This is a genomic window from Nocardia sp. NPDC002869, assembly GCF_046764065.1.
Taxonomy (GTDB): Bacteria; Actinomycetota; Actinomycetes; order Mycobacteriales; family Mycobacteriaceae; genus Nocardia; species Nocardia rhamnosiphila.
Window position 1 is genome coordinate 1 of the sequence record NZ_JBKOOL010000005.1, and the last position, 25,517, is coordinate 25,517.

The 25,517-nt window shown below is 68.5% G+C and carries 18 protein-coding genes, 1 tRNA gene and 1 pseudogene; 13 read left to right on the top strand and 7 right to left on the bottom strand.

Annotated features, from left to right (window positions below; genetic code table 11):
• Positions 1-111: 111 nt before the first annotated feature.
• From ACLML9_RS01305 to rraA, 4 genes and pseudogenes are all read left to right on the top strand, one after another.
• Positions 112-627: pseudogene (locus ACLML9_RS01305) on the top strand (CopD family protein); the annotation flags it as partial.
• Positions 628-636: 9 nt separating this feature from the next.
• A complete protein-coding gene (locus ACLML9_RS01310) occupies positions 637-1,020 on the top strand; it encodes a DUF5313 family protein (RefSeq protein WP_411943719.1) in 384 nt (127 codons plus the stop codon).
• A gap of 57 nt (positions 1,021-1,077) precedes the next feature.
• Positions 1,078-1,482 carry a DUF5313 family protein gene (locus tag ACLML9_RS01315; RefSeq protein WP_265803094.1) on the top strand — a complete coding sequence of 135 codons (405 nt, stop codon included), beginning with the start codon at positions 1,078-1,080 and terminating at the stop codon, positions 1,480-1,482.
• A 37-nt stretch (positions 1,483-1,519) separates the two neighbouring features.
• Entirely contained in the window at positions 1,520-2,008 is a 489-nt protein-coding gene (rraA, locus tag ACLML9_RS01320; protein WP_411943720.1) for a ribonuclease E activity regulator RraA, read from the top strand.
• Between the two features lie 37 nt (positions 2,009-2,045).
• Here rraA and ACLML9_RS01325 read toward each other — a convergent pair whose 3' ends face one another.
• On the bottom strand, positions 2,046-2,267 hold the full coding sequence (locus ACLML9_RS01325; RefSeq protein ID WP_265803096.1) for an RNA-binding S4 domain-containing protein: 222 nt from the start codon (positions 2,265-2,267) through the stop codon (positions 2,046-2,048).
• A gap of 257 nt (positions 2,268-2,524) precedes the next feature.
• Between ACLML9_RS01325 and lysX the strand changes: the two genes are divergently transcribed.
• The 3 genes from lysX to ACLML9_RS01340 all read left to right on the top strand — a co-directional run bounded on the left by lysX (position 2,525) and on the right by ACLML9_RS01340 (position 7,140).
• Positions 2,525-5,860, top strand: coding sequence for a bifunctional lysylphosphatidylglycerol synthetase/lysine--tRNA ligase LysX (gene lysX / locus ACLML9_RS01330; protein ID WP_411943721.1), 3,336 nt, complete (start codon positions 2,525-2,527; stop codon positions 5,858-5,860).
• Positions 5,861-5,975: 115 nt separating this feature from the next.
• The gene (locus tag ACLML9_RS01335; protein WP_411943722.1) at positions 5,976-6,380 is read left to right on the top strand and encodes a hypothetical protein; all 405 of its coding nucleotides are present in this window, start codon (positions 5,976-5,978) and stop codon (positions 6,378-6,380) included.
• 148 nt (positions 6,381-6,528) lie between these two features.
• Entirely contained in the window at positions 6,529-7,140 is a 612-nt protein-coding gene (locus ACLML9_RS01340) for a histidine phosphatase family protein (RefSeq protein WP_030524408.1), read from the top strand.
• Here the strand turns inward: ACLML9_RS01340 and ACLML9_RS01345 are convergent, their stop codons facing one another.
• The 3 genes from ACLML9_RS01345 to gltB all read right to left on the bottom strand — a co-directional run bounded on the left by ACLML9_RS01345 (position 7,141) and on the right by gltB (position 14,604).
• Positions 7,141-8,040 carry a cutinase family protein gene (locus ACLML9_RS01345; protein WP_411943723.1) on the bottom strand — a complete coding sequence of 300 codons (900 nt, stop codon included), beginning with the start codon at positions 8,038-8,040 and terminating at the stop codon, positions 7,141-7,143.
• Between the two features lie 385 nt (positions 8,041-8,425).
• Entirely contained in the window at positions 8,426-9,895 is a 1,470-nt protein-coding gene (locus tag ACLML9_RS01350; RefSeq protein ID WP_411943765.1) for a glutamate synthase subunit beta, read from the bottom strand.
• A 56-nt stretch (positions 9,896-9,951) separates the two neighbouring features.
• Positions 9,952-14,604, bottom strand: coding sequence for a glutamate synthase large subunit (gene gltB, locus ACLML9_RS01355; RefSeq protein WP_411943724.1), 4,653 nt, complete (start codon positions 14,602-14,604; stop codon positions 9,952-9,954).
• Between the two features lie 1,009 nt (positions 14,605-15,613).
• Here gltB and ACLML9_RS01360 point away from each other — a divergent pair.
• From ACLML9_RS01360 to ACLML9_RS01380, 5 genes are all read left to right on the top strand, one after another.
• Entirely contained in the window at positions 15,614-17,254 is a 1,641-nt protein-coding gene (locus ACLML9_RS01360) for a DUF4407 domain-containing protein (RefSeq protein ID WP_411943725.1), read from the top strand.
• A 115-nt stretch (positions 17,255-17,369) separates the two neighbouring features.
• Positions 17,370-18,278: a hypothetical protein gene (locus tag ACLML9_RS01365; RefSeq protein ID WP_411943726.1), complete on the top strand. Its 909-nt coding sequence runs from the start codon at positions 17,370-17,372 to the stop codon at positions 18,276-18,278.
• Positions 18,275-19,309, top strand: coding sequence for a DUF4129 domain-containing protein (locus ACLML9_RS01370; RefSeq protein ID WP_411943727.1), 1,035 nt, complete (start codon positions 18,275-18,277; stop codon positions 19,307-19,309). The genes ACLML9_RS01365 and ACLML9_RS01370 overlap by 4 nt, the downstream gene beginning before the upstream one ends.
• Positions 19,306-20,310 (top strand): AAA family ATPase, encoded by a 1,005-nt coding sequence (locus ACLML9_RS01375; protein WP_411943728.1) that lies wholly within the window; start codon positions 19,306-19,308, stop codon positions 20,308-20,310. The genes ACLML9_RS01370 and ACLML9_RS01375 overlap by 4 nt, the downstream gene beginning before the upstream one ends.
• 3 nt (positions 20,311-20,313) lie before the next feature.
• Entirely contained in the window at positions 20,314-21,609 is a 1,296-nt protein-coding gene (locus ACLML9_RS01380) for a DUF58 domain-containing protein (RefSeq protein WP_411943729.1), read from the top strand.
• 23 nt (positions 21,610-21,632) lie between these two features.
• On the opposite strand, the gene ACLML9_RS01385 is transcribed toward ACLML9_RS01380, so the two are convergent.
• Positions 21,633-22,433 carry an RDD family protein gene (locus tag ACLML9_RS01385; RefSeq protein ID WP_411943730.1) on the bottom strand — a complete coding sequence of 267 codons (801 nt, stop codon included), beginning with the start codon at positions 22,431-22,433 and terminating at the stop codon, positions 21,633-21,635.
• 173 nt (positions 22,434-22,606) lie between these two features.
• Between ACLML9_RS01385 and ACLML9_RS01390 the strand changes: the two genes are divergently transcribed.
• Positions 22,607-23,596, top strand: coding sequence for a stage II sporulation protein M (locus tag ACLML9_RS01390; protein WP_411943731.1), 990 nt, complete (start codon positions 22,607-22,609; stop codon positions 23,594-23,596).
• A gap of 835 nt (positions 23,597-24,431) precedes the next feature.
• On the opposite strand, the gene ACLML9_RS01395 is transcribed toward ACLML9_RS01390, so the two are convergent.
• Both ACLML9_RS01395 and ACLML9_RS01400 read right to left on the bottom strand, forming a co-directional pair.
• Positions 24,432-25,199 (bottom strand): SDR family NAD(P)-dependent oxidoreductase, encoded by a 768-nt coding sequence (locus ACLML9_RS01395; RefSeq protein ID WP_411943732.1) that lies wholly within the window; start codon positions 25,197-25,199, stop codon positions 24,432-24,434.
• A gap of 222 nt (positions 25,200-25,421) precedes the next feature.
• Positions 25,422-25,504: transfer RNA gene (locus ACLML9_RS01400), tRNA-Leu, on the bottom strand.
• Between the last annotated feature and the right edge of the window lie 13 nt (positions 25,505-25,517).

Genomic DNA, 25,517 nt, shown 5'->3' on the forward strand with positions numbered 1-25,517 from the left:
GTGTTCGGGGCTTACGCCGGGGCCCAACCGCGCGCGCCCCGCCGGGGGGGCCCGCGGCGCGCGCCCCGGCGGGCCCCCCGGGGGGCCGGGGGGGCCCCCCCCCCCCCCCCCTTCCGGCGGGCCGGGCAGCGCTCACCGGACCTGGTGCTGGTGTTCGCCGCGGTCAGCGTGACCCTGCGGCCGATCACGGGGCATATGTCGCAGCAACCGGCCGGGTCGGTATTGGCCGGGGTCCATGCGCTCGCGGCGTCGACCTGGCTCGGTCTGCTGCTGGCGCTCGCCCTGGTGGTGCGTGGCCGCCGCGGGTGGGCCGACGCCCTGCCCAGGTACTCGGCGGTCGCGCTGCCCATGATCGCCGCGGTGGCGCTGACCGGCGTGATCAACGGTCTGGTGCGCCTCGGCGGTATCGCACCGTTCGTCACCACCGGCTACGGACGGATCATGCTCGCCAAGACAGTGCTGCTGGCGGTCCTGCTGGCGCTGGGCTGGTGGTGGCGGCGTAGCTGGGTGGTAGCGGCGGCCCGGCATCAGATGCCGGCCGAGGGCTCGCTGCGGCGCGCGGTGGTGGAGGTTTCGGTGATGGCGGTGGTGTTCGGGCTGGCAGCGTCGCTGGCGGTCACGGGATAGCCTGGGTCCATGGCTGCCGGTGCCCCGACTCCGAATCTCCTCCAGCGGATCGGGTACATCTGTGGCCGAACCCTGCCCGCCGAATACTCCGACTGGGTGCTGAACGATCTCACCGGGCCGGGTGCGACCCGCCGTTACCTTGTGCGGATGTTGGTGCCGCTGGTGCTGGTGCTGGTGTTGTTCCTGCTGGTCCCCGGGCCGCTGTGGATAGGAGCGTCGATGATGGCGCTGCTCCTGCTGCCGCTGATCTACTTCACCGTGGCGCTGACCTACGTCTTCCTGCGCAACCGGCTGGTCAAGCACGGCCTGGATCCGGGGCTGGCCGACGCCGACGTCCGCCGCCGGGCGGAGCGCGAGCGCGCCGCCTACGAGCGACGGCACGGCCGGGGCTGAACACAACGCCTCGAATTACCCCTGGTGAGCGATATCACACAGGCATAGCCTGGAGCTATGGACAAGCCGACCTTCAAGCAACGGATCGCCTACGATCTGGGCGGCGAACTGCCCGCGGAGTTGCACGCGTGGGTGGTCCAGGACGTCGTCGGCCGCGGGGCGATGGAGCGCTACCTGATCCGGTTCGTCGGACCGATCATCCCCTTCTTCGTGCTGATCCTGCTGTTCCCGGGCCCTATGACCCTCAAGCTGGGCCTGATCGTCATGATGATCGTCCCGCTGATCATCTTCACGATCGCACTGACCTATGTGTGGCGGCGGTACCGGTTGGTCCAGCACGGGTTGGATCCGGACCTGGTCGATCACGAGAAATGCAAGGACTGCGATCGTGAGGTGTACAACCTGCGCTATCGCCCGCAGCACCGCGACGCGCGGATGACGCAGCCCGGGCACGGGGGTTGATGGGCGCGGCCGGTACGCACCCGGCACAATCGGGACCGTGACCGAATCAGAGCAGCAGGTGGCCACCGCGGATCTCGCCGACGAGATCGGGCCCGATATCCGCAGTTGTGACACCCAGTTCATCCAGTTCGGCGGCCGCCAGGTGTTCTCCGGCCGGATCACCACGATCCGCTGCTTCCAGGACAATCTGCTGGTCAAACAGACACTCGGGGAGCCCGGCGCCGGGCAGGTCCTGGTCGTCGACGGCGGCGCGAGCATCCACACCGCCCTGGTCGGCGATATCATCGCCGGCCGCGGGGTCGACAACGGCTGGGCCGGGGTCGTGGTGAATGGCGCGGTCCGCGACTCCGCGATTCTGCGCACCCTCGGTATCGGCCTGAAGGCCCTGGGCACGAATCCGCGCAAGAGCACCCAGACCGGTAGCGGCGAGAAGAACGTCCCGGTGGAGTTCGGGGGCGTCACCTTCATTCCCGGCGAGATGCTCTACAGCGACCACGACGGCATCGTGGTCCGCGCCGAACCCTGATCGCCGCGGTTCGGTGCCGGTAACGGCCGGGCCGGCGTTATCCGCCGCTCACCCGGGCGGAGTGACCGGCGATGGCGACCACATCGCCGACCTGTAACTGCCGTCCGCGGCGCAATTCGACCTCGTCGTTCACGCGCACCAGACCGGCCGCGATCACGGTTTTGGCCTCCGCCCCGGATTCGATCAGATTGGCCAGCTTCAGGAACTGCCCGAGCCGTATGGCGCCGTCGTCGATCGGCACATCGATGGGATCCGACATAGGTTCATGCTTACTCCCCCGGTCACGGCGCTTTCCGACCGGCCCCGGGCACGCGGCGCGCGGACAGCGCCGGATGCGTAACAAGAAGACAATTGGGGCATTTCACGGCCGCTTCGCGCGCCACGCCCGGGACCCGGTTTCCCATATCGGCCAACCGCGCCCGCGCAGAGGGAAATACATGCGTTTCCGGACCGATATACCATTAACACGCCGGGCCACAGCCATGATTCGGTGATTCCTGGCGGCAGACTGGAACCGTGATATCCACGCAGGAACCGCGACACCCCGCACCACCCGGCCCCTCCGGCACGCCCGGGCGGTCCGCGGCGATACCGCGTGTCGCCACGTTGGTCTCGGGTGTTCTCACGGCCGCCTGCCTGCTGTGGAGTCTTTCCCCGGCCCTGTCGGCGGCACTCGCCGGCGCCCGCCACTACCTGGATCGCTACTACCTGTACGCACCCGATACCAACCTGCTGTGGGCCGGACTGCTCGGATTGCTGACGCTCGGACTGGCCGGGCGCAAGCGGGTCGCCTGGTGGGCGTTGGTGCTCTACACGGCGAGCTGGGTCCCGGCGAACCTGGCCGATCTGGTGCGCGCACACGACCGGCATGCCGCGGTGGCCGCGCTGATCCACCTGGCCGCGCTGACCGTACTGGCCCTGAGCCGCGCGGAATTCGGCGCGCGGATCCGCCGCTGCGCGCTGCGCCCGGCCGCGCTGACCCTGGCCGCCGGCCTGCTGATGGCGGCCGTCGCCGGTGGAGGTGTGGTCCAGCTGCTTCCCGGAGCACTGTCGTCCGTCGCGCAACGTGCGCTGTGGGTGATCACCGAACTCACCGTGCATCTGGTACCCGGCTCGCCGGAAACCCCCGGCGTACCGTCCTTCCCGGCCCAATTCCTGGTGGGACTCTTCGGCGCCCTGGCGGTTACCGCAAGCGCCCTGGTCCTGCACCGCACCCAGCGCACGGAGTACGCACTCACCGACGCCGACGAATCGGCGCTGCGCGAATTGCTGGCGGGCGCGGACTCCTCCGGTTCTATCGACTACTTCGCGACCCGGCGGGACCGGGCACTGATCTTCACACCCAACGGCAGGGCGGCCATCGGCTATCGCGTGGAGTACGGAGTCTGCCTGGCCCTCGGCGATCCGATCGGCGCGCGTGACTCCTGGCCACAGGCGATCGAGACCTGGCGGCACCACGCCCGCGATTTCGGCTGGCGGGTCGCGGTGATCGGAGCGAGCGAATCCGCCGTACCGGTCTACCAGCGTGCCGGGCTCACGGCGGTGACCGCTGGCGCGGAGGCCGTCCTCGACACACGCAGCTTCTCGCTGGCCGCCCCGGAACTCGCGCCCGTCCGGCAGTCGGTGACCCGGCTCCGCAAAGCGGGTGTGACAGTCCGGATCCGCCGGCACCGCGATATCGGGACAGCCGACCTCGCCCGGCTCACGGTACGCGCCGAGGAGTGGCGGCACAGTGAGACCGAACGCGGGTACCCACTTCCCCTGGGCCGTCTCGGTGATCGCCGCGACGGTGACTGTCTGCTGGTAGAAGCCGTCGACGCCGACGACCGGGTGCTGGGGATGCTGTCCCTGGTGCCCTGGGGGAAGACCGGCGCCACAGTGGAATTGCTGCGCCGGGCGCCCGGCAGCACCACGGAGACGACCGACCTGCTGATCGCGGAATTCGCGCTGCGCGCCGAACAGCACGGTATCCACCAGGTTTCGCTGAGTTTCACCCTGTTCCGGTCGGTGTTCGAGGCGGCGGCACGCGAGTACATTCCGGCGACCTCCCGGAAGCCCCTGGCCGCGCTGCACACCGCGGCCGGATTCGTGCGCAGTGCCCGCACCCTGCCGCTGGCCTTCTCGCGCTGGTGGCAGCTGGCCCAGTTGCACCGCGCGAGTATGCGGTACCAGCCGCGGTGGGATCCCCGCTACGTCCTGTGCGACTCCGCGCGCGACCTGGCACGGATCGCCGTCGCCGCGGCGCGTGCCGAAGGTCTGCTGCCACGGGCGGACGGAAGATCCACGGCTTTTACGCATACCGGCCGGCACCGCGCCGCGCCGGAACATCCGGCTCCCGCACGCGCCGGCACGAATACCGGGCCCGCGGAGATCGAACCGGAGCCGATCACCGCGCACCGGCGCGAACAGGTGCGGGTGCGGATCGAGAAGCTGGACCGGCTTGCCGCCGCGAACGTCGATCCCTATCCCCTGCCGTTCCCGCCGACGCATACGGTCGCCGCCGCCCGCCGGACACCGCGCGGTACGACGGTCCGCGTCTCGGGACGACTACTGCGCCGGCGCGACTACGGGGGTGTGATCTTCGGGGTGGTCCGGGACTGGACCAGCGATATCCAGCTGCTGCTCGACCGCGGCCGGCTCGGCCGGCAACGCCTCGACGAATTCGGTGAACTCGTCGATCTGGGAGATCTGGTGTCGGTCAGCGGTCAGCTGGGGTACAGCCGGCGCGGGGAACTGTCCCTGCTGGTGGCGGATTGGCGGATGCTCGGTAAATGCCTGCACCCGCTCCCCGACAAATGGCGCGGCCTCAGTGACCCGGAGGTCCGGATGCGGCGCGGTTACCTGGATCTGATGATCGACCGGGAAGCGCGCGAACTGCTGACCCGGCGCAGTGCGGTGCTGCGGGCCCTGCGCGATGCCCTGCACGACTGCGGATTCCTGGAGGTCACCACACCGGTGCTGCAGCACAGCCCCGGCGGCGCGGCCGCCCGCAGTCTGCGCACCCATATCGATGCCGACAACACCGATCTGCATCTGCGGGCCGCTCCGGAACCGGCGCTGAAGCGGTTGTGTGTCGGCGGTGTCGAGAAACTGTTCGAACTGGGCCCGGGTTTCCGCAACACCCACGCCGATACCCGCCACCTGCCCGAATACACCGTACTGGAGGCCTATGAGGCGCACAGTGATCACCGGCGCATGATGACGCTGTGCCGGCAGCTGGTGCAGCAGGCCGCGCTGGCCGCCAATGATGCGATGATCGCCATGCGGCCTACCCCGGACGGTTCGCTGCACGCAGTGGACATCTCCGGTGAATGGCGGGTGCGGTCGATATACGAGGCGCTGTCGGCGGAGGTCGGTGTCGATATCACGCCCCGTACCGCCCTACCGGACCTGCGGGAACTGTGTGAGAAGGCCGATATCGTCCATCAACCCGGCTGGGACGAGGGCCGGACGGTCTACGCCCTCTATGAGCGACTCGTGGTGGAGGCCACCCGGGAACCGACCTTCTACACCGACTTTCCGAACTCGGTGTCGCCGCTCGCCCGCCCGGCGCGCCGCGACACCGCTCTGGCCGAACGCTGGGATCTGGTGGCGTGGGGTATCGAGCTGGGCTCCGGGTGCAGCGAACTCACCGATCCGGTGGAACAGCGGCGGCGGCTCGCCGCCCAGTCCCGCATCGCGGCCGACGGCGGCCCGGCGGCCATGGAACTCGACGAGGAGTTCCTGTGCGCGCTGGAACACGCCATGCCGCCGACCGGTGGTCTGGGCCTCGGCGTGGACCGGGTGATCATGCTGCTGACCGGGCGCGCACTCCGCGAGACCCAGCCGTTCCCGTTGGTCCGGCCGCGATGATCAGGCACTCCCCCGTACTGACCGGAGGGAATGTTTCCGCTCCGCTGCTCGGGGAAGTACGGTGTAGTGACTTCGGCCCCGGGAGGAGGGGCCTACCTTCGGAACGGGGTTCGATTTGAGTTATGTGGACCTGCTCACCCACGCCGGCCAGGTGGACTATTCGGCTTGGGCCAACACCGATACGCTGGCGTCCGCGGTCGAGCTGAGCGCCCGCAAGAGGAGCAAGGGCAAAGGCGGCGGCTTCGGCCTGTTCGGCCTCATCTGCTGCGTGCTGGTGGTGGCGATCATCGTCGGTGTCATTCTGCTGGCCCGTAAGAAGAAGAACGACAACAACTCCTCGGGTCAGTTCCCCCAGCCCGGCCAGCCCCCCCAGGGTTATCCGCAGCAGGGCGGCTACCCCCAGCAGGGCGGTTATCCGCAGCAGGGTGGTTACCCGTCGCAAGGTGGCTACCCGTCCGACCCGAACTACCCCAATCCCCCGCAGGGCGGCCAGCCGCCGTACCCGCCCACCGGACAATAGGCTCACCCAGTACACAGGGGCCGGTTCGCCGTGGTCACGGCGAACCGGCCCCTGTGCTTTTCGAGACCACCCGGGATTTCCTCGGTCGGCCGATCCGGCTCCGCGACCTCGCTGCCGACCCACCGGACCGATGCGGCAGAGTGGACGGGTGCAATTGATACTCGTTCGCCATGGCCAGCCGCTCCGGGTCGACAATGCCGGGCAGGCAGCCGACCCCGGTCTGGCGCCCATCGGCGTGGAGCAGGCCGAACGGGTACCGGCCGCCCTGGAACACCACCGCATCGTGCGGGTGATCAGCAGCCCGCAACGCCGGGCCCGCGAAACCGCCGCACCGACGGCCGCGAAGCTGGGACTGGACGTGGACACCATGGACGACCTGGCCGAATACGATCGCGACCTGCCGTCCTATATCCCGATCGAGGACGCCAAGGTGGAGTTCCGGGACGCCTACGACCGGATCAAGGCCGGGCACCTACCGGTGCAGATCGATGCCGATGCCTTCCGGCACCGGGTGCACGACGCGATCACCGAGATCGCCTCCACCACCCCGGCCGCCGATACCGTGGTGGTGTTCGCGCACGGCGGCGTCATCAATGTCACCCTGCAGGACATTCTCGGTCTGGCCCGGCCGCTGACCTTCCCGATCGATTACTGCTCGATCACCCGGATCCTGTTCTCCCGGACCGGTCGCCGCACCGCGGCGACCGTCAACGAGAACGGACACGTCTGGGAACTGCTCCCCCGCAATATCTCCGGCTGATCAGGCCATTCCGGCGATCCAGTTGTGCATCCAGGACAGCGCGGTCTGGCCGCCGCCGACCTTGTAGCTGCCGTAGGCGACATGCGACTCGGACCGGTAGAAGGTGTCGAGATCCTTGACCCGCTGCTCGTTGGCGTTGCGGGTCAGCTGGGCCTGCAATGTGGGCAGACCGCCCTTGGAGAGCAGATCGCTCACGATGGCGCCGACTTCCAGCTGGTAACGCCAGATATTGGCCGGATTGGCGTCGGAACTCTGGGCGAGGAAACCGGCGAATCGGGTGACGAAATCATCCGACGCGGTGGCGCAGTAGAGATCATCGGGAATGCACACCGTGCGGGTACGGTCGCCGACCCAGCCGAATCCACCGACCCGGGGGCCGCCGGCACCGGCGCCCGGCGCGGGGGGACCGACCTGGACATCACCGGGTGCCCGCCGCGGATCGGAGATCAGCCCGACACCCGCGATACTCTCCGGCCGGATCGGGCCGAGGCCCGTACCGATCTCGGCGGCGAGATCACCGGCGGCGTCGGCGCCCTGGCTGTAACCCACCAGCGCGACCTTGGTGCCGCCGCAGCGCTGCACCATATCGGTGATCATGCCGCGCGCATTGGACACGGCCTCCTTCTTGGAGTCGGCGTAGATATCGCCTTCCCACGGAAAAGCGGTTGCCGCGTAGGTGACGTAGTCGACCTTCGCCGAGGACGGTAGGCCGTTGGTCACCCGGGCGAGCATGCCCGGCGTGGGGCGCTTGTCGTGGCCGGTTTCCCAGGTCCCGGGAATCGCCACCACATACAGACTCGGGCATCCGGGGTCGGCCGTTGCCACCGATCCCCCGAAAACCAATCCCGACGCAACCGCCGCACAGGCACCCAGCGCCGCGGCAACCCTTTTGAACTGCATTCTGCTCCAGTCAACCCTGGCCCCTGATCGGGACGCTGCCGTTAAGCCATCGCCAAGATGCCGAGCCCGGCCGGTGACACCGACGTGTGTAACAGGTGAACAACAACCACGCGTCACAATTACACGATCGGATCACGATCTCGTACCGGGACACACCGCAGATAACAATAGAGCGACGATCTTGGTATCGCCAGCCCACCCCGGCCTGACCACCGGAGATGAGCGATCACCCGCATTTCACCGGAAAAGCTGCGTGCCGAATTCGGCCCGCGCCCGAAATACGTCGGCGCGGTGTCCCCGGAGAAACCCGGAAACACCGCGCCGTAGCGTATTCATTTGTGCCGCAGCATCTCCGGCTCGGCGGTTCGGGACCGCCGCGCCGAGATCAGCGCTGGGCGACGGCGGTCGGCGGAATCGGCGCGGGCAACGCCGTCTCGCCCTCCAGGTACCGGTCCACCGCGGACGCGGCGGCCCGGCCCTCGGCAATGGCCCAGACGATCAGGGACTGACCGCGGCCCATATCGCCTGCCACGAAGACACCGGGGACATTGGTGGCCCAGTTCTTGTCCCGCTGGACATTGCCGCGCTGGTCGTAGCCGACCCCGAGATCGGTCAGCAGACCCGGCTTGTCGGGACCGACGAAGCCCATGGCGAGCAGCACCAGATCGGCTTCGAGGGTGAAATCGGTGCCCTCGACCTTCTCGAACCGGCCGCTGACCATCTTGACCTCGTGCGCATCGAGCCCGGTGACCTTGCCGTCCGCGCCGACGAAGCGTTCGGTGTTCACCGAGAACACCCGCTCGCCGCCTTCTTCGTGCGCCGAGGACACCCGGTACATGAGCGGGTAGGTCGGCCACGGAGTGGAACCGGCCCGCTCCTCCGGCGGCCGCGGCATGATCTCGAACTGGTGCACACTGGCCGCGCCCTGCCGGTGCGAGGTGCCCAGGCAGTCGGCGCCGGTGTCACCGCCGCCGATGATGACGACCTTCTTACCGTGCGCGTGGATCGGCGGCAGGCCTTTGTCGTCGGTCACCGGGTCGCCGTGCTGGACCCGGTTGGCCCACGGCAGGAATTCCATGGCCTGGTGGATCCCGTCGAGTTCCCGACCGGGGATGGGCAGGTCACGCGCCTGGGTGGCGCCACCGGCGAGGACCACCGCGTCGAACTTCTCGCGCAGCTCGTCGGCGGTGATATCGACACCGACGTTGACGCCGGCCTTGAAGATGGTGCCCTCGGCCTCCATCTGCGCCAGGCGGCGATCGATGAAGCGCTTCTCCATCTTGAATTCCGGGATGCCATACCGCATCAGACCGCCGATACGGTCGGCCCGCTCGAACACGGTCACGGTGTGACCGGCGCGAGTGAGCTGCTGGGCGGCGGCCAGACCCGCGGGGCCGGACCCCACGACCGCGACCCTCTTACCGGTGAGCCGGGTCGGGTAGACCGGTGCGACCCAGCCCTCGTCGAAGGCGTTCTCGATGATCTCGACCTCGACCTGCTTGATGGTCACCGGGTCCTGGTTGATCCCGAGCACGCAGGACGCCTCGCACGGCGCCGGGCACAGCCGCCCGGTGAACTCCGGGAAGTTGTTGGTCGCGTGCAGCCGGTCGATACCCTCGCGCCAGCGGTCCTTGTAGACCAGGTCGTTCCATTCGGGGATCAGGTTCCCGAGCGGGCAGCCGTTGTGACAGAAGGGGATACCGCAGTCCATACAGCGGCTTGCCTGCCGCTGCAGGGTCTGGTGCGGGAAACCCTCCTGGTAGACCTCTTTCCAGTCCATCAGCCGCAAAGGCACCGGACGGCGTTCGGGTAGCTCGCGGGAGGTGTGCTTCAGAAATCCTTGGGTGTCACCCACGAGCGGCCCCCGAATCGTCACAGCGCCTCATCGACGCCACCTGCGGAATTTCCCTACTAGCCACGAGCGGCCTCCATAATCGCCTCATCGACGTCCTTACCGCTCTTCTCGGCCTCGGAGATGGCGAGCAGCACCTTCTTGTACTCGCGCGGCATGACCTTTACAAAGTGGTTGACCTGCTGCGACCAATCGCCCAGGATCCGTTCGGCCACCGCCGAGCCGGTCTGCTCGCGGTGCTGGCCGATGATGTCGCGCAGCCAGGTGAAATCGTCACCGGACAGCGGTTCGACGGCCTCGGCCTGTTCCGGGTTGAGCCGGCCGGCGAAGGTGCCGTCGGGGTCGTAGACGAACGCGAGGCCACCGGACATACCGGCACCGAAGTTGCGTCCGGTATCGCCCAGGATGACGACCCGGCCACCGGTCATGTACTCGCAGGCATGGTCTCCGACGCCCTCGACCACCGCGGTGGCGCCGGAGTTGCGTACGGCGAACCGTTCGCCGACCACACCGCCGATGAACGCTTGGCCGCTGGTCGCGCCGAACAGGATCACGTTGCCCGCGATGATGTTCTCCTCGGCCCGGAAATCGGCCGGGGCGTTGGGCGCCGGGCGGACCACCAGGTGACCACCCGAAAGGCCCTTACCGACATAGTCGTTCGCATCGCCCTGCACTCGCAGGGTGATACCGGCGGGGACGAACGCACCGAAGCTGTTACCGGCCGAGCCGGTGAGGGTGATGTCGATGGTGTCGTCGGGCAGGCCGGCGCCACCGTAGAGCTTGGTCACCTCGTGGCCGAGCATGGTGCCGACCGTGCGGTTCACGTTCGTGATCTTGGTATCGATCCGGACCGGTTTGCCGAACTCGAGCGCGTCGCGGCTCTGCGCGATCAGCTCGTTGTCCAGCGCCTTGTCCAGGCCGTGGTCCTGTTCTTTGGTCCGGCGGCGGTCCTGGAACATGAACGCCGTCTCGACATCGTCGAGGATGGGCGACAGATCCAGTTTGCTGGCCTTCCAGTGCCGCTTGGCCTTACCCGTGTCGAGCAGATCGACCCGGCCGATGGCCTCGTCCAGGGTGCGGAAACCCAGTTCCGCCAGCAGTTCCCGGACTTCCTCGGCGATGTACATGAAGAAGTTCACGACGAACTCGGCCTTACCGGTGAACCGCTCGCGCAGCACCGGGTTCTGGGTGGCCACGCCCACCGGGCAGGTGTCCAGATGGCAGACCCGCATCATGATGCAGCCCGAGACCACCAGCGGCGCGGTCGCGAAACCGTACTCCTCGGCGCCCAGCAGGGCAGCGATCATCACATCGCGACCGGTCTTCATCTGACCGTCGACCTGCACCACGATCCGGTCGCGCAGACCGTTGAGCAGCAGGGTCTGCTGGGTTTCGGCCAGGCCGAGCTCCCAGGGACCACCGGCGTGCTTGAGCGAGGTCAGCGGGGAGGCCCCGGTCCCGCCGTCGTGGCCGGAGATGAGCACCACGTCGGCGTGCGCCTTGGACACACCCGCCGCGACCGTGCCGACGCCGGGCTCGGCGACCAGCTTCACGTGGATCCGCGCCTGCGGATTCGCGTTCTTCAGGTCGTGGATGAGCTGCGCCAGATCCTCGATCGAGTAGATATCGTGATGCGGCGGCGGCGAGATCAGGCCGACACCCGGGGTGGAGTGGCGGACCTCGGCGACCCACGGGTACACCTTGTGCGCGGGCAGCTGACCGCCCTCGCCCGGCTTGGCGCCCTGGGCCATCTTGATCTGGATATCGGTGCAGTTGGTCAGGTAGTGCGCGGTCACGCCGAAGCGGCCCGAGGCCACCTGCTTGATCGCGCTGCGCCGCCAGTCACCGTTGTCCTCCGGTTCGAACCGGGCCGGCGATTCGCCGCCCTCACCGGAGTTGGAGCGACCACCGAGGCGGTTCATCGCGATGGCCAGGGTCTCATGCGCTTCCGCCGAGATGGAGCCGTAGCTCATGGCGCCGGTGGAGAAACGCTTCACGATCTCACTGGCGGGTTCGACCTCCTCGATCGGAATCGGGGAGCGCGCGCCCTTCTTGAACTTGAACAGGCCACGCAACGACGCCAGCCGCTCGGACTGGTCGTCGACCAGCTTGGTGTACTCCTTGAAGATCGAGTACTGACCGCTGCGGGTGGCGTGCTGCAGTTTGAAGACGGTGTCCGGGTTGAAGAGGTGGTATTCGCCCTCGCGCCGCCACTGGTACTCACCGCCCACCTCGAGCTCGCGGTGCGCGCGCTCGTTGCGGTTCTCCAGGAAGGCGACCGAGTGCCGGGTGGCCACATCGGTGGCGATCTCGTCCAGACCGATGCCGTCCAGATGCGAGCGCAGACCGGTGAAGTACTCGTCCACCAGTTCCTGCGACAGACCGATCACCTGGAACAGCTGGGCGCCGTTGTACGAGGCGACGGTGGAGATGCCCATCTTGGACATCACCTTCAGTACGCCCTTACTGGCGGCCTTGTTGTAGTTCGCGACGGCCTTGCGGTAGTCGGCGGGCAGGTCCCCGGTGCTGCCGGGAATCTGCAGCGCGCTCCGCTCGAGCATGTCCTCGATCGACTCGAAGGCCATGTAGGGGTTGATCGCCGCGGCACCGAAACCGACCAGCGTCGCCATATGGTGCACCTCGCGGGCGTCACCGGCCTCGACCACCAGACCGACCATGGTGCGCGTGCGTTCCCGGACCAGATGGTGGTGCACCGACGCGGTGAGCAGCAGCGACGGGATCGGCGCCAGCTTCTCGTTGGATTCGCGATCGGACAGCACGATGATCCGGGCGCCACCGTCGATGGCGGCCGAGACCTGGGTGTTGATCGCGTTCAGCGCCCGGCGCAGGCCGTCGCCGCCGGCCGCGACCTCGTACAGGCCGCGCACGACGACCGAGCGCAGCCCGGGCTGGCTACCGTCGTCGTTGATGTGGACCAGCTTCGCCAGTTCGTCGTTGTCGATGATCGGCTGCTGGATCACGATCTGCCGGCAGGACTCCGGGCTCGGGTGCAGCAGATCGGATTCCGGGCCGATATGGCGGCGCAGGCTGGTGACGACCTCTTCGCGGATGGCATCCAGTGGTGGGTTGGTGACCTGCGCGAACTGCTGGGAGAAGTAGTCGAACAGCAGCCGCGGACGCGCCGACAGCACCGCGATCGGAGTGTCGGTACCCATCGAACCCAGCGCTTCGGCGCCGGTCTTGGCCATCGGCGAGATCAGCAGCTCGAGTTCCTCGTTGGTGTATCCGAAGATCTGCTGGCGGATCAGCACGCGGTCGTGCGACATGTGGATATGCGGCCGGTCCGGGAGGTCGGAGAGGTTCTTGATGCCCTCGTCGAGCCATTCCCGGTAGGGGTGTTCGGCGGCCAGCTGCGCCTTGATCTCGTCGTCACCGACGATCCGGCCCTGGGCGGTGTCGACCAGGAACATGCGGCCGGGCTGCAGGCGGATCTTGCGGACGACCTTGGACTGGTCGATATCGAGGACACCGACCTCGGAGGCCATGACCACCAGACCGTCGTCGGTGACCCAGATCCGGCTCGGGCGCAGACCGTTGCGGTCCAGGACGGCGCCGATGACGGTGCCGTCGGTGAAGCACACCGATGCGGGGCCGTCCCACGGCTCCATCAGCATCGAGTGGTACTCGTAGAACGCCCGGCGCTCCGGGTCCATGTTCTCGTTGCGCTCCCAGGCCTCGGGAATCATCATCAGCACCGCGTGCGGCAGGCTACGGCCGCCGAGGTGCAGCAGTTCCAGGACCTCGTCGAAGCGAGCGGTATCACTGGCCCCCGGGGTACAGACGGGGAAGATCTTGTCCAGCCGGTTCTTGCCGGCCGAATCCTTGCCGAAGATGTCCGAACGCAGCAGCGCCTCACGCGCCCGCATCCAGTTCTCGTTACCGGCGACGGTGTTGATCTCACCGTTGTGCGCCACCCGGCGGAACGGGTGGGCCAGCGGCCAGGAGGGGAAAGTGTTGGTGGAGAACCGGGAGTGCACGATGCCCAGGGCGCTCTCCACCCGGTCGTCCTGCAGGTCCAGGTAGAAGGCCCGCAGCTGCGGGGTGGTGAACATGCCCTTGTAGACGAAGGTCTGGCCGGACAGGCTCGGGAAGTACACCGATTCCCTGCCCACCGCACCCTCGCCGGCACCCGCGCGACCGAGTTCGTGCTCGACCCGCTTGCGTATCACGTAGGCGCGCCGCTCGAGATCCATCCCGGACAGCGGTTCGGCCGAATCGGCGGGCGAACCGATGAACAGCTGCCGGAACAGCGGCATGGCATCACGCGACAGCGCACCGAGCGACGATTCGTCGATCGGTACCTCGCGCCAGCCCAGGACCGTCAGGCCCTCTTCCTTGACGATCTTCTCCACGCCGTAACAGGCGCGTGCGGCCTCGCGGCGGGCCTGCGGCAGGAAGGCGATTCCCGTGGCGTAGGAGCCCTCCGCCGGCAGGTCGAAGTCGACGACTGCCCGGAAGAACCGGTCGGGTACCTGGATGAGGATGCCCGCGCCGTCACCGGAGTTCGGCTCGGCGCCCGCGGCACCGCGGTGCTCCAGATTCAACAGGGCCGTAATAGCCTTGTCGACGATGTCACGGCTGCGGCGGCCGTGCATATCACCGACGAAGGCGACACCGCAGGCGTCGTGTTCGTTCGCCGGGTCGTAGAGCCCGATGGGTCCGGGGGACCTGTGGCCAGGTAGTTGCGTCATGCCTCTGCCTTCGAGAAAGTCGACCTCGACGTGGTGCGGCCTTTGCGAGAACGCCCTGTCGAACGCCGGTACTGTCGAACGCTCCCTGCTTGGACTGCGTTCGTACGTTGGCCGACACCAGCCGCGCTGATGGTGTTCGGCGTGCAGTCACGTCTGAAGTTTTCCACCTGTCGCTGTGCGCAGGTACCCGCCGGTAACGAAACGCTTACGCGTCCGGAACCCGGGAGCGGGATTTCGCCCGCTAGGCCGGCCTGATCGGTGGTCGCCCGAGCATGCCCTTCGGCCGGACATGGGTATGTGCGGCGTAAGAGCAAACGATAAGCCAGGTCCGGGACCCAACCAACCAAGGTTGCCCTAATAATCGGGTCTAGCTGGGCTTCTTCATTCGTTCCTCCACATATGCGCGTTTTCTAGTGTAAAGCAGCTTTCGGGAGTGAATCGATCCCGGATCGCCCCTCCGAACAGCGGCGATCCATCGGTTCCGAGCCTTTCCCGATGCCGCGCCGCATCCGCCGAACCCACGCTCACCTGCATCGAAGATGATTTCCCGAGAGCGGCGGACGGCAAACCCATCAGCCTGCGGCTAACTGTTGCGCACCCCGGTGAGATGTTTGTGACAGCGTCGTGACAAGCACAGAACATGATCCGACCGTTCGGCCTGTTTTGTCGATCGGCACCATCAGCATCTGATCAGCAAACCATCCGATGAGTGGTTTACGACACACTTTTCCGGGCCACTCACACCTCGCTTCCGTTGCGCCAGCGCGAGTTTCGGCAGCGCCGGAAGTACGGCCGGGACCCGGCTCGCGGATCGGTCACCGTATGCTGCGCGACACCCCTGTGAAGATCCCCACACCCGATCGCCAAGGGTCGATGGACAGGCGTGTGTCCTGTCACGCTGAGACAACGAATCGATGGTGCGATACCTCCGCCTTCGCTGCGGCCTCCGCGGACCGCATGCCTGCTCCAAAGGAGTGCCGATGACTGCTGTGAAGGATATGGGGGTCCCATGAGCGTCACCGGCATGTTCATCCGGCTCGGCGGCGGGCAGCCCGCCGAAACCGCCGAGGGATACGAGCGCACGGGCTACACCGTCACCGGAGCGGGAGTGGCGCTGTTCGCCCTCGTCGCCGGCGCGGTCACCGCCTCTGCCATGGGTGCCGCCGATCATCCACCTGCCGCGGTCGCCGCCATCGCCCTGGTGGCCGGCGTCCTCGCGGGCCTGCTCGGCCGGGCACTGGCCGGGGCCCAGCCCACCGCCCGCCCCGACCTGCCCGCCGGGACCGTCGATGTTCCGGCGGTCGCCGCGCGGATCGGTACTGCGCTGCTGGCCGGCGTGGTGGTGGCCGAGATGGCGGTGACCGTACTGTTCGGCGGCACGGTGGACCGGATACTCGACGAGCGGGCCGCGACCGCGACCGCCTCGGCTCCCGCCGTCCGTACCGCGCAGGACGAACTGGACCGTGCGGTCGCCGACCGCACGGCGCTGGACGGGGCCATCGCGGCGGCCGCCGCGGATATCGACAACGCCCTGATCATCGCCCGGTGCGAGTTCAACCCCACCCCGCAGTGCCCGCAGACCAAGATCACCGGAGTGCCCGGTCGTGGACCGGAGGCGCAGACCGCCAACGCGATGCTCGACGACGCCCGCACCGCGCTGAGCACCGCGCAGAACCGGGTTGCCCCGCTGGACCAGCGCGTATCCGATGCCCGCCTGGCCCTGTACGACGCGCAGGCGGTGGCCGCCGGCGGTGACCGCGGGTTCGGTGCGCGGTGGTCGGCGGCACACGAATACACCGTCGGTGAGCTGGGCGCGCTGGGACTCCGGGCGCTGACCTGGGCGCTTTTCGCCCTGCTGGCGCTGCTGCCGCTGATCCTGCGCTGGTGGCGCGGGGAGACCGCGCAGGAGCGGCGCCGGGCCGCCGACACCGTCCGCGACCGCGCCGAACGCGCCGCCGACGCGGCCATCGCCGAGAAGGAGGCCCGGGTCCGGGCCGATACCGCCGCCGTCCGGCTCCAGCAGCAGCTCACCACGGCCGAACTGGTGGCCGAGGCTGACACCACCATCGACCGGGAACGCCAGCGCACCCGGGTCATCGCCGCGCTCGGCGGGCTGGAGATCGGCGTCACCGAACGCGACCCCGCCGTACCGGCGGCGGCCCCGAACAACGCCTTGCCGCCGGGAAGTGACGGATCGGACCTGCCCGTACCACTGGGCAGAGAGGTCGCGGTCCGGCAGCCGGCGGGACTGGAGCTCCCGATCATCGGCACCGTTCCGTTCACCGATACCGCCGCCCGCTGGATCCGCCCGCTGGTCCCGGGTTTCGTCAGCTCGGCCATCGACACCGCCGTCGATACGGCGAGCCGGCCGCTGCGCACCGCCCGCCAGGTGCTCACCGAGGCCGAGGAGATCACCTTCACCCTGCGCCGGACACGAAAGGTCGGTGTGGACAGCGGTATCGAGGATTCGCGCACCGTGCGTGACCGTCCGGCCCGTCGCCGCGGCGACGCGGTGGACGCCGAAATCACCCTGGGCTCGGATGCCATCGTCTCCGCCACGACGCGTCTCGAGCCGGCGACCACCGCCATGCTGCCCGCGGGTGGCGAACGACAGACCCCCGCGCCTCGCGAACTACCCCCGGGCAGCTGACCGCCACGCGGCCCGCATGCTCACCCGCGCGCCGCGACCCACCGCACCGCAGGCATATCGCTGCCTTCGCTCCGGACCGGCGCGGACCGCACCGGCGCCCATTAGACTCGGCCGCGTGCAGCCTGCCGCTGATACGGCCGGTTCCGTCGGGGCGGGAAGACATCCGGAAGGCCGAGCCCAGGTAGCGACGGTTCCGCTCCGTCCGCTGAGTTTCCGGGAACTGCTCGACGGGCCGTTCGCTCTCCTACAGGCCGATATCCGGACGCTGGCGGGCTGTGCCGCGGTGCTGCTGGTGGCCGGAGAACTCGTGGTTGCCGGGTCGATCGGGCTCGTCTCGCATCTGACCGACGGCTCCGATACGGGGACCGCCCTCGCCGCGTTGTTCGCGACACTCGGTAGCGCCTGGGTCGTCCGGCTGGTCCTACGCGGTGTCACGGTCGGCACCGGCCTGGCCCGGGTCGGCCGGCAGCCGATCGGGCTGCGGGAAAGTCTGCGCCGCACCGCCGGGAGGCTGGGCCCGCTGTTGCTCACCCAGCTCTCGTTCACCGCGATCGGTGTCGCGGTCCTCGGTATCAGCGCCGCGCTCTTCCCGTTCACCTTTCTCGGCGGCCTGCTCTGGTTCATGGTCACCTATCCCTGCTGCCTGCTCTGGCTGGCTTGGCTGCGCGCGCGTCATCTCGCGGCCGTGCCGGTGCTGTTCGCCGAGGGCGTCGGCGCCGGGGCGGCGCTGGCGCGGTCGGGCGCACTGGTCGCGAACCTGCGTGCCCGGCGAACCGGCCTCTGGATCTGCCGGCACCTGCTGTTCACCCTGCTCGTGGCACCGCTGCTGGGCCTCCTGCTCTTCGTCGGCGATATCTCGGGCACCCACCGGTGGGGGTTCCTGGTACTGGTCACCGTCGCCGGCCTGCTGCTGGCGGCCGTCACCGAGATCGTGGAGTCCAGCGCCCGGGTGGTCGGGTACCTGGATCTGCGTTGCCGGCGCGAGGGCGCCGATATCCGGATCCCCGACGGAGGTGTCCGGTGACCGAGCCGTCCCGGACCGTTCCGGAGCCGCCCCGGCTGGACGCCGCCGCGGTCCATTCGGCCGCCGCCGAACACGCGGCCGCCCGCGGTGACTTCGATACCGCGCTCCGCGAACGTTTCCGTGCGGTGCTGCGCGGGCTGGAACAGCGCGGCCTACTCGAGGTGCGCCGATCGCGCACGGCCCGCGAAACCTCACACGAAGCGGCGGCCGGCCTGCCCGCCGGGGACTCCGGTGAACTCCCGGCCGCCGCCAGATCGTTCGACGAGGTCGTCTACGGCGGCCGCCGGGCGGATGAAGAGGAATACCGCCGCCTGACGCGGGCCGACCGGTTCTCCGCGGCGGCGCCGCCCCCGGCGGCCGAACCGTTCGATATCGAACCGGCCCGCCGCGGGTCGCGATGGCGACCGGGTTCCGGGAAGTGGCCCGCGATACTGCGCGACCCCCGGTTCTGGGCCTGGTCGGCCGCGCTGGTCGTGCTCCTGCTGGTGGTGTACGCGGTCCTGCAGGGCTGCTCCGGGCCCAGCGCGCCGCGCGCCCCGGACGCGCCGCCGCTCGACCCGCCCCCGATGGACCCGCCGAGCGGCGACTACGATCCGGACCTGCCCCGGCCGGCCGGCGACGACTCCCTTTTCGAGCGAACCCCCGACTGGCTGGCCTTCGGCGGACTGCAGTTCCTGATCGCCGCCGCCCTGCTGGTGTGGTGGCGGGCGCGGCGCCGGGGCACGGTGGTCGGTGAACCGCGGCCGGTGGAGGTCGCGGCCGATGAACTGCTGGCCGGACAGGCGGGGCTCTACCGCCGGTCCGGTGATCACGCGCATATCGCGGGTGTGTTGCGCGCCGCGACCGTGCGCAGATTACGCCGCGCGCTCGGCACCGGGACCTCCCCGGAGAAACTGGCGGCGGCGGTCGCCGCGCGGATCGGCGCCGACCCGGCCGTCGTCGGGTCGGCCCTGTACGGGCCGGTGCCCGACGTATCGACCCTGGAACTCGTTGCCGCGCAACTCGAATGGATCGAAGCGGAGGTCGGATGACCAGTATTGACACCACCAAGGCCGGCATGGGAGGAGTCACGGACCCCGCCCCCGCCGAGGCGGCCGCCGCCTTCGCGGCGCTGCGCACCGAGATCGGCAAGGCGGTGGTGGGTAACGACAACGCCGTCATGTATCTGGTGCTGGCGTTGCTGTGCCGCGGCCACGTGCTGCTGGAAGGGGTCCCCGGTGTGGCGAAGACCCTGCTGGTCCGGGCCCTGGCCACCGCCCTCGACCTACGGCACGCCCGGGTCCAGTTCACCCCGGACCTGATGCCCGCCGATGTCACCGGATCACAGATCTACGATCCGCATTCGGCCGAGTTCACCTTCCGCGACGGTCCGGTGTTCACCAATCTGCTCCTGGCCGACGAGATCAATCGCACCCCACCGAAAACGCAGTCGGCGCTGCTGGAATCCATGGAGGAGCGCCAGGTTTCGGTCGACGGCGCGCCCCGGCCGCTGCCGGACCCCTTCGTCGTGGTCGCCACCCAGAATCCCATCGAGCAGGAGGGCACCTATCCGCTGCCCGAGGCCCAACTGGACCGGTTCCTGTTCAAGGTCGATATCCATCTCCCCGACCGGGACGACGAGTTCCGCGTATTGCAGCGACACGCCGACGGCTTCGACCCCCGCGACCTCACCGCGGCCGGGTTACGGCCGGTGGCCGGCCCGGCGCATATCGCCGCCGCCCGCTCCGCGATCGCCGGGATCACGGTCCGCCCGGAGGTTCTCGCCTATATCGTCGATCTGTGCCGCGCCACCCGGACCGCGGCGGCGGTCCAGCACGGCGCGTCCACCCGCGGCGCCACCGCGCTCATGTCCGCGGCCCGGGCTCTGGCCTGGCTGAACGGACGAGGCTTCGTCACGCCCGACGATGTGAAAACCGTTGCCGTGGCGGCACTGCGACACCGCCTGCAACTGCGTCCCGAAGCCGAGCTGGACGGAGTCACCGGCGAACAGGTGATGGCTTCGCTGCTGCTGTCGATCCCGGTCCCGGTGTAGGCCGTGGTCGTCACCGGCCGGCTGGTCACCGTCGCTGCCGTCGCGGCAACGGCGGTCATGCTGCTGGCGCCCTCCTGGGCCGCGGTCCTGACGGCCAGTGCGCTGATCGTCGCGCTCGCCGTGACCGACCGCCTGCTGGCCGCGCGGAGCTCGGAGGTGACGCTGCACCGGCCCGAGTTGTCGGTGCTGCGTCTGGGCGCGCACACGGAGGTCGAGCTGACGGTGACCAATACCGGCGCCCGGGCAGTGCGGGGACTGCTCTGGGACGACTGGCCCGACAGTGCCCGCGCCACCGAGCGCGAACACCGGATCACCGTCCCCCCATCCGGCCGGATCCGGCTGCGTACCACCCTCGCCCCCGCCCGGCGCGGCGATCGCGCCGCCGGCCCGGTAACGCTGCGCCTCTGGGGGCCGTTGGGTCTGGCCGGGCATCAATTCCACCGCGATGTCCCGGCCCGGGTCCGTGCTCTGCCCCCGTTCCACAGCGAACGGCTCCTCGCCGCCAAGGTGAAGCGGCTGCATCATCTGGAAGGCCGCAATCCGGCCGATGTACGCGGCCAGGGCACGGAGTTCGACTCCTTCCGCGAATATGTACCGGGCGACGATGTCCGCTCCATCGACTGGCGGGCCACCGCGCGAGCCACCGATGTACTGGTCCGCACCTGGCGTCCGGAACGCAACCGGCAGGTGCTCATGCTCCTGGACACCGGCCGGATCAGCGCGGGACGCGTGGGTGCGGGCACCCGCCTGGAGTCGGCGATCGAGGCGGCCCTGCTGCTGGGCGGCCTGGCCGCGACCGGGGGCGATATGGTCGGCCTGCTCGCCTACGACCGGGCGGTGCGCGCCGAGGTGCCCACCGGGGTCGGCCGCGGCATCCAGCCCAAACTCCTGCACGCTTTGACCGGTGTCACCCCCGCGCTGGTCGACACCGACGCCGACGGGCTGGTCCGGGCCGCTGTCCAGCGGGCCCGGCGGCGCAGCCTGATCGTCTGGTTCACCAGTCTGGACGGCGCGGCGGTCACCGAGAATCTGCTTCCGGTGCTTCCCGTCCTGGCCGAGCGGCATCGGGTCCTGATCGTGTCGGTCACCGATCCCGATATCGCCGCCGCGGCCGCCGACCGCGGCAGCCTGCCGGCGTTGTACCGGGCAGCCGCCGCCGAATCGCGGATCGCCGAACACGCGGTACTTCAGGAATCGCTGCGCCGAATGGGGATCGCGGTGGTCGCCGCGGCCGGAACCGATCTTCCGGCTGCCCTGGCCGACGAGTACCTGGAACTCAAACGTTCCGGAGCTCTCTGATCACGTAGCCGGCCCCGTCGACGTCAGGGCACGGGAGCGAACGACACCGGCGGCAGGGCGGACGCCGCCGGGGGCGGGGGCGCCGGGAGCGCACGACGCTGACGTTCGGCGATCACGCTGCCGAGGATCTGCACCGGCGGGTACCCGGCCGGCGGTGCGACCCGCAGCCGAGCGCACACCGCGTGGACGAGTGCGTATCCGAGTTCGTGCTGCGCCGCCGGGGTCAGCGAACTGATCCGGGTCAGATACTGCCGCACGGCCAGGGCCAGATCCTCGGGCAGCGCCGCGAGATCCAATTCGGCCGACCAGCCGGTCAGCCATATCGGCGGAACGGCCAGTGCGGGCACCGACAGCCGCTGCCGCATATGCACCACCACGGTGCCCGCGAGCACATCCCCCACCCGGCGTGCGTGCGGCGAGCACATGGAGCTCACCACTGCGATGACACCGAAGATCCCGAGCATCCAGAAATCCACGATCGCGCCGGTGAGGCCCCGGGTGAGGGCGTGCCGGAAATCGATCGGGCCCCCGTCGGCGCGAACCACCCGCAGCCCGAGCGCGAGTTTTCCCGGGGTGGCACCACGCAACAGCGTCTCGAACGCGACCGGATACCCGACGAGCACGGTGACCAGCGACACCAGTGTCAGGGTCGTGAACCACGGGTCGGCATCGTCGCCGTCGACGAGCAGCAGCACGCCGGTGAACAACACGATCGCGAGCACGGCCTGCAGGAGAAGGTCGAGTACGAACGCCGCCGCGCGGGTCGGGACGCGAGCGACCGGCAGTTCGATCGCCACGGCTTCGCCCGTCGTGAATTCGGCCATATCGCATAGCATTCTTCCACGGGGGCCGATTTCCGGCCCCGCGTCGGTGACACGGGGGTACAGCCGTCGCCATCGGTTCACCGAGTACGGATCATCGCCGCCGTTGTGCGCAGTCCGCGGCGGTGGCCGGCGCGGACACGACGGCGGTACCGGCGGGAGCGGGAGGCGAGCCCATGGACGTGGACGCATACAGCGCGAGGAACCGGCACCTGTGGGCCCGGCTGGACACGTTGTCGCGCAAACGCACCCTCACCGGGCCGGAAACCGACGAACTCGTGCTGCTGTACCGGCGCACCTCGCAGCAGTTGGCCCGGTTGCAGACACACAGTCCCGAACCGGAACTGGTGGCCGGACTCAGCGCGGTGATCGCCCGGGCCCGCGGCCGGATCGTCGGCAGCGCACCGAATACCCGGACCGAGATCGTCCGGTTCGTGACACACGGTTTCCCCGGCGCGGTGTATCGGGCCCTGGGCTGGTGGCTGGCTGTGGCGGTGGTCTTCCTGGGTGTCTCGGCGGGGTTCGCGACCTGGATCGCGAACGATCCGTCGGCCCGGAAAACACTGGGCCTGCAGGGCAACACCGGTGTGCTGACGGCTCCCGGTGGCGCTTTCGAAACCTACTACACCGAGCATTCCAACGACGCGTTCGCCGCATTGGTCTGGACCAACAATGCGTGGGTATCCGCACTGGCCCTCTTTCTGGGCGTACTCATCGTGCCCGTGCTCTACCTACTGTTCATGAACGCCCTGAATATCGGCATTACAGCGGGCTTGATGGCCGAGGCCGGCCGGCTGGACTCATTCTTCGGATTCCTGCTGCCGCACGGCATGCTGGAGCTGACAGCCATTTTCATCGCAGGCGGAGCGGGGCTGAAACTCGGCTGGACGCTGATCGATCCGGGCCGCCTCAGCCGGGCCGAAGCGGTCGCCCGGCAGGGTCGCGTCACCGCCGCCATCGCGCTCGGTTTGGTGCCGACTTTGCTGGTAGCGGGCCTTCTGGAGGGATTCGTGACGCCGAGCGCCTTGCCCACGCCGGCCCGGATCGCCATCGGATTCGCCGCCGAGGCAGCCTTTCTCGCCTACATCTTCCTCGCCGGTAGCCGCGCCGACCGGCCTGTCGAGACGACGGCGGTGGAAGTAGCGGTAGCGCAACTTTCGCGGTAACGGGTAGACAACCTCGAGCATACGGCAATCGACCGCGGTTTGTGAGGTCGCAGCAACGCGAACCGAATGACCTGCGTGGATTCCCCATTTGAATTCCGCTGGCCGCAGCGAGTCGCCGCTCTAGCTGCGGCCAGCGTTACCGTTGACTCTACACAATCGTTATCCCTACGCAACCCGTTGCGGCTGAGGTCACAGGTGCGCGTCGCAGTTCGGCAAACATTCAGAAACCCCCACCCCGACCCTCGTCCAGCTAACTTTCAGCAGGCCGCGTCGGACTTACAGCAGTGCTTTCATTTGCAAGTACATTTGGTTTTTACTGGTCACAGACATATCCGTAACCATGGTTGCGGATATGGGAAACGGGTTCGCCGCGCGGCTCCCCCGAACGGCCGTTAACTCGGTTGTTCCCTCGCCGAACTGCGCGTTCGCGCACCGTTAACGCGGTTGACGAACAGGCGATACGAACGAAAAATACCTAGAGTTTGTTTAGCGCGGACAAACCTGCCACACCCCCCGTACGGCAGCCCGGTAAACGCCCCGCGGTAGTTAACCAAGGTGGTTCCAAGGCGTGAACTGGGTCACCAGAGCCGCCTACTGAGGTAACCCTCAGCAGCGCCGCCGCAATCGAAAAATTCTTGTGTGATCTCGGTCTCATTCAGGCATACCGAGAGCACGGCGCGCTGTTCGCGCCGGAGCCGGCAAACGCAGCCCTTGCGCCGCGACCGGCCGGATCACTCGCCCGGCAGCCCATTCGGCGCCCGGGAAAAGAAGTAAGGCCGCAGCGGCGATCGCGACTCGCGCGAGCACCGTTGCGGCCTCGGAACATCCTGAGAGATCACATGAGCGCGCCGCCGTCGACGCGGATCTCGGTGCCGGTGATGTAGCGGCCGTCATCGGATCCCACCATCGCCACGACGCCGGCGATATCCTCCGGAGTGCCCAGCGCACCACCGTTCAACCAACCGGTCAGCCGGGCGAACAGGGTCCAGTCCGCGTCCTCCGGCTGTTCGGTGATCGATTCGGTGGTGATCCCGCTCATGATTCCGGCCGGGACGATGTTGACCGCCCGCAGTCCCTGCTTCGCGTACTCCAGACCGATCGCGTGGGTGAAAGAGGCCACGCCACCCTTGGAGGCCGCGTAGGCGGCCAGATAGGGAGCCGACTGGAAGGCCGACGTCGAGGACAGATTGATCACCACGCCCCGGCCGGATTCCAACAGGGGAGGCAGCAGCGCCTGGGTCACCAGGAACGTCCCCGTGAGATTGACGGTGATGACCCGGTTCCACTCGTCGAGCGGCATCTCGTGTGTACGGGCCGGCTTCAGAATGCCCGCGCAGTTGACGAGCACATCCAATCCGCCCAGGGTTTCCAGCGCCGTCTCGGCGGCCGCGCGTACCGACTCGATATCCGCGATGTTCACCACCACGGTGCCGAGCCGGTCGGCCGCATCGCCGGCCTTCTCCACTGTGGCTGCCAAACCGGGCTCGTTGATATCGGCGGCGACGAGCCGGGCTCCTTCGTCCAGCAGTCGCAGGGCCACGCCCTGGCCGATCCCCGAACCCGCACCTGTCACCAGTACTCGACGGCCTTCGTATCTCCGCATAGCAAGGATTAGAACAGGTTCGAATCGGGAGTCAACGGGTTCCGCCCATTTTCCGGCATATTTCTGAAACACGTTCTAGGCGTCCAGCGGAGCCACGGGCGGACCGAGCATGACCAACGCCACACGCCGGATTTCGCAGACCATGAGGCCGGAGCGGTACACACTCGGCGGCAGAAAAGAAAGAAGCCGCGGACCCCGGAGGATCCACGGCTTTCTTCTCGGTGGGCGAAGGGGGACTTGAACCCCCACGTCCCGAAGGACACTGGCACCTGAAGCCAGCGCGTCTGCCATTCCGCCACTCGCCCGAGCGACGGTCAG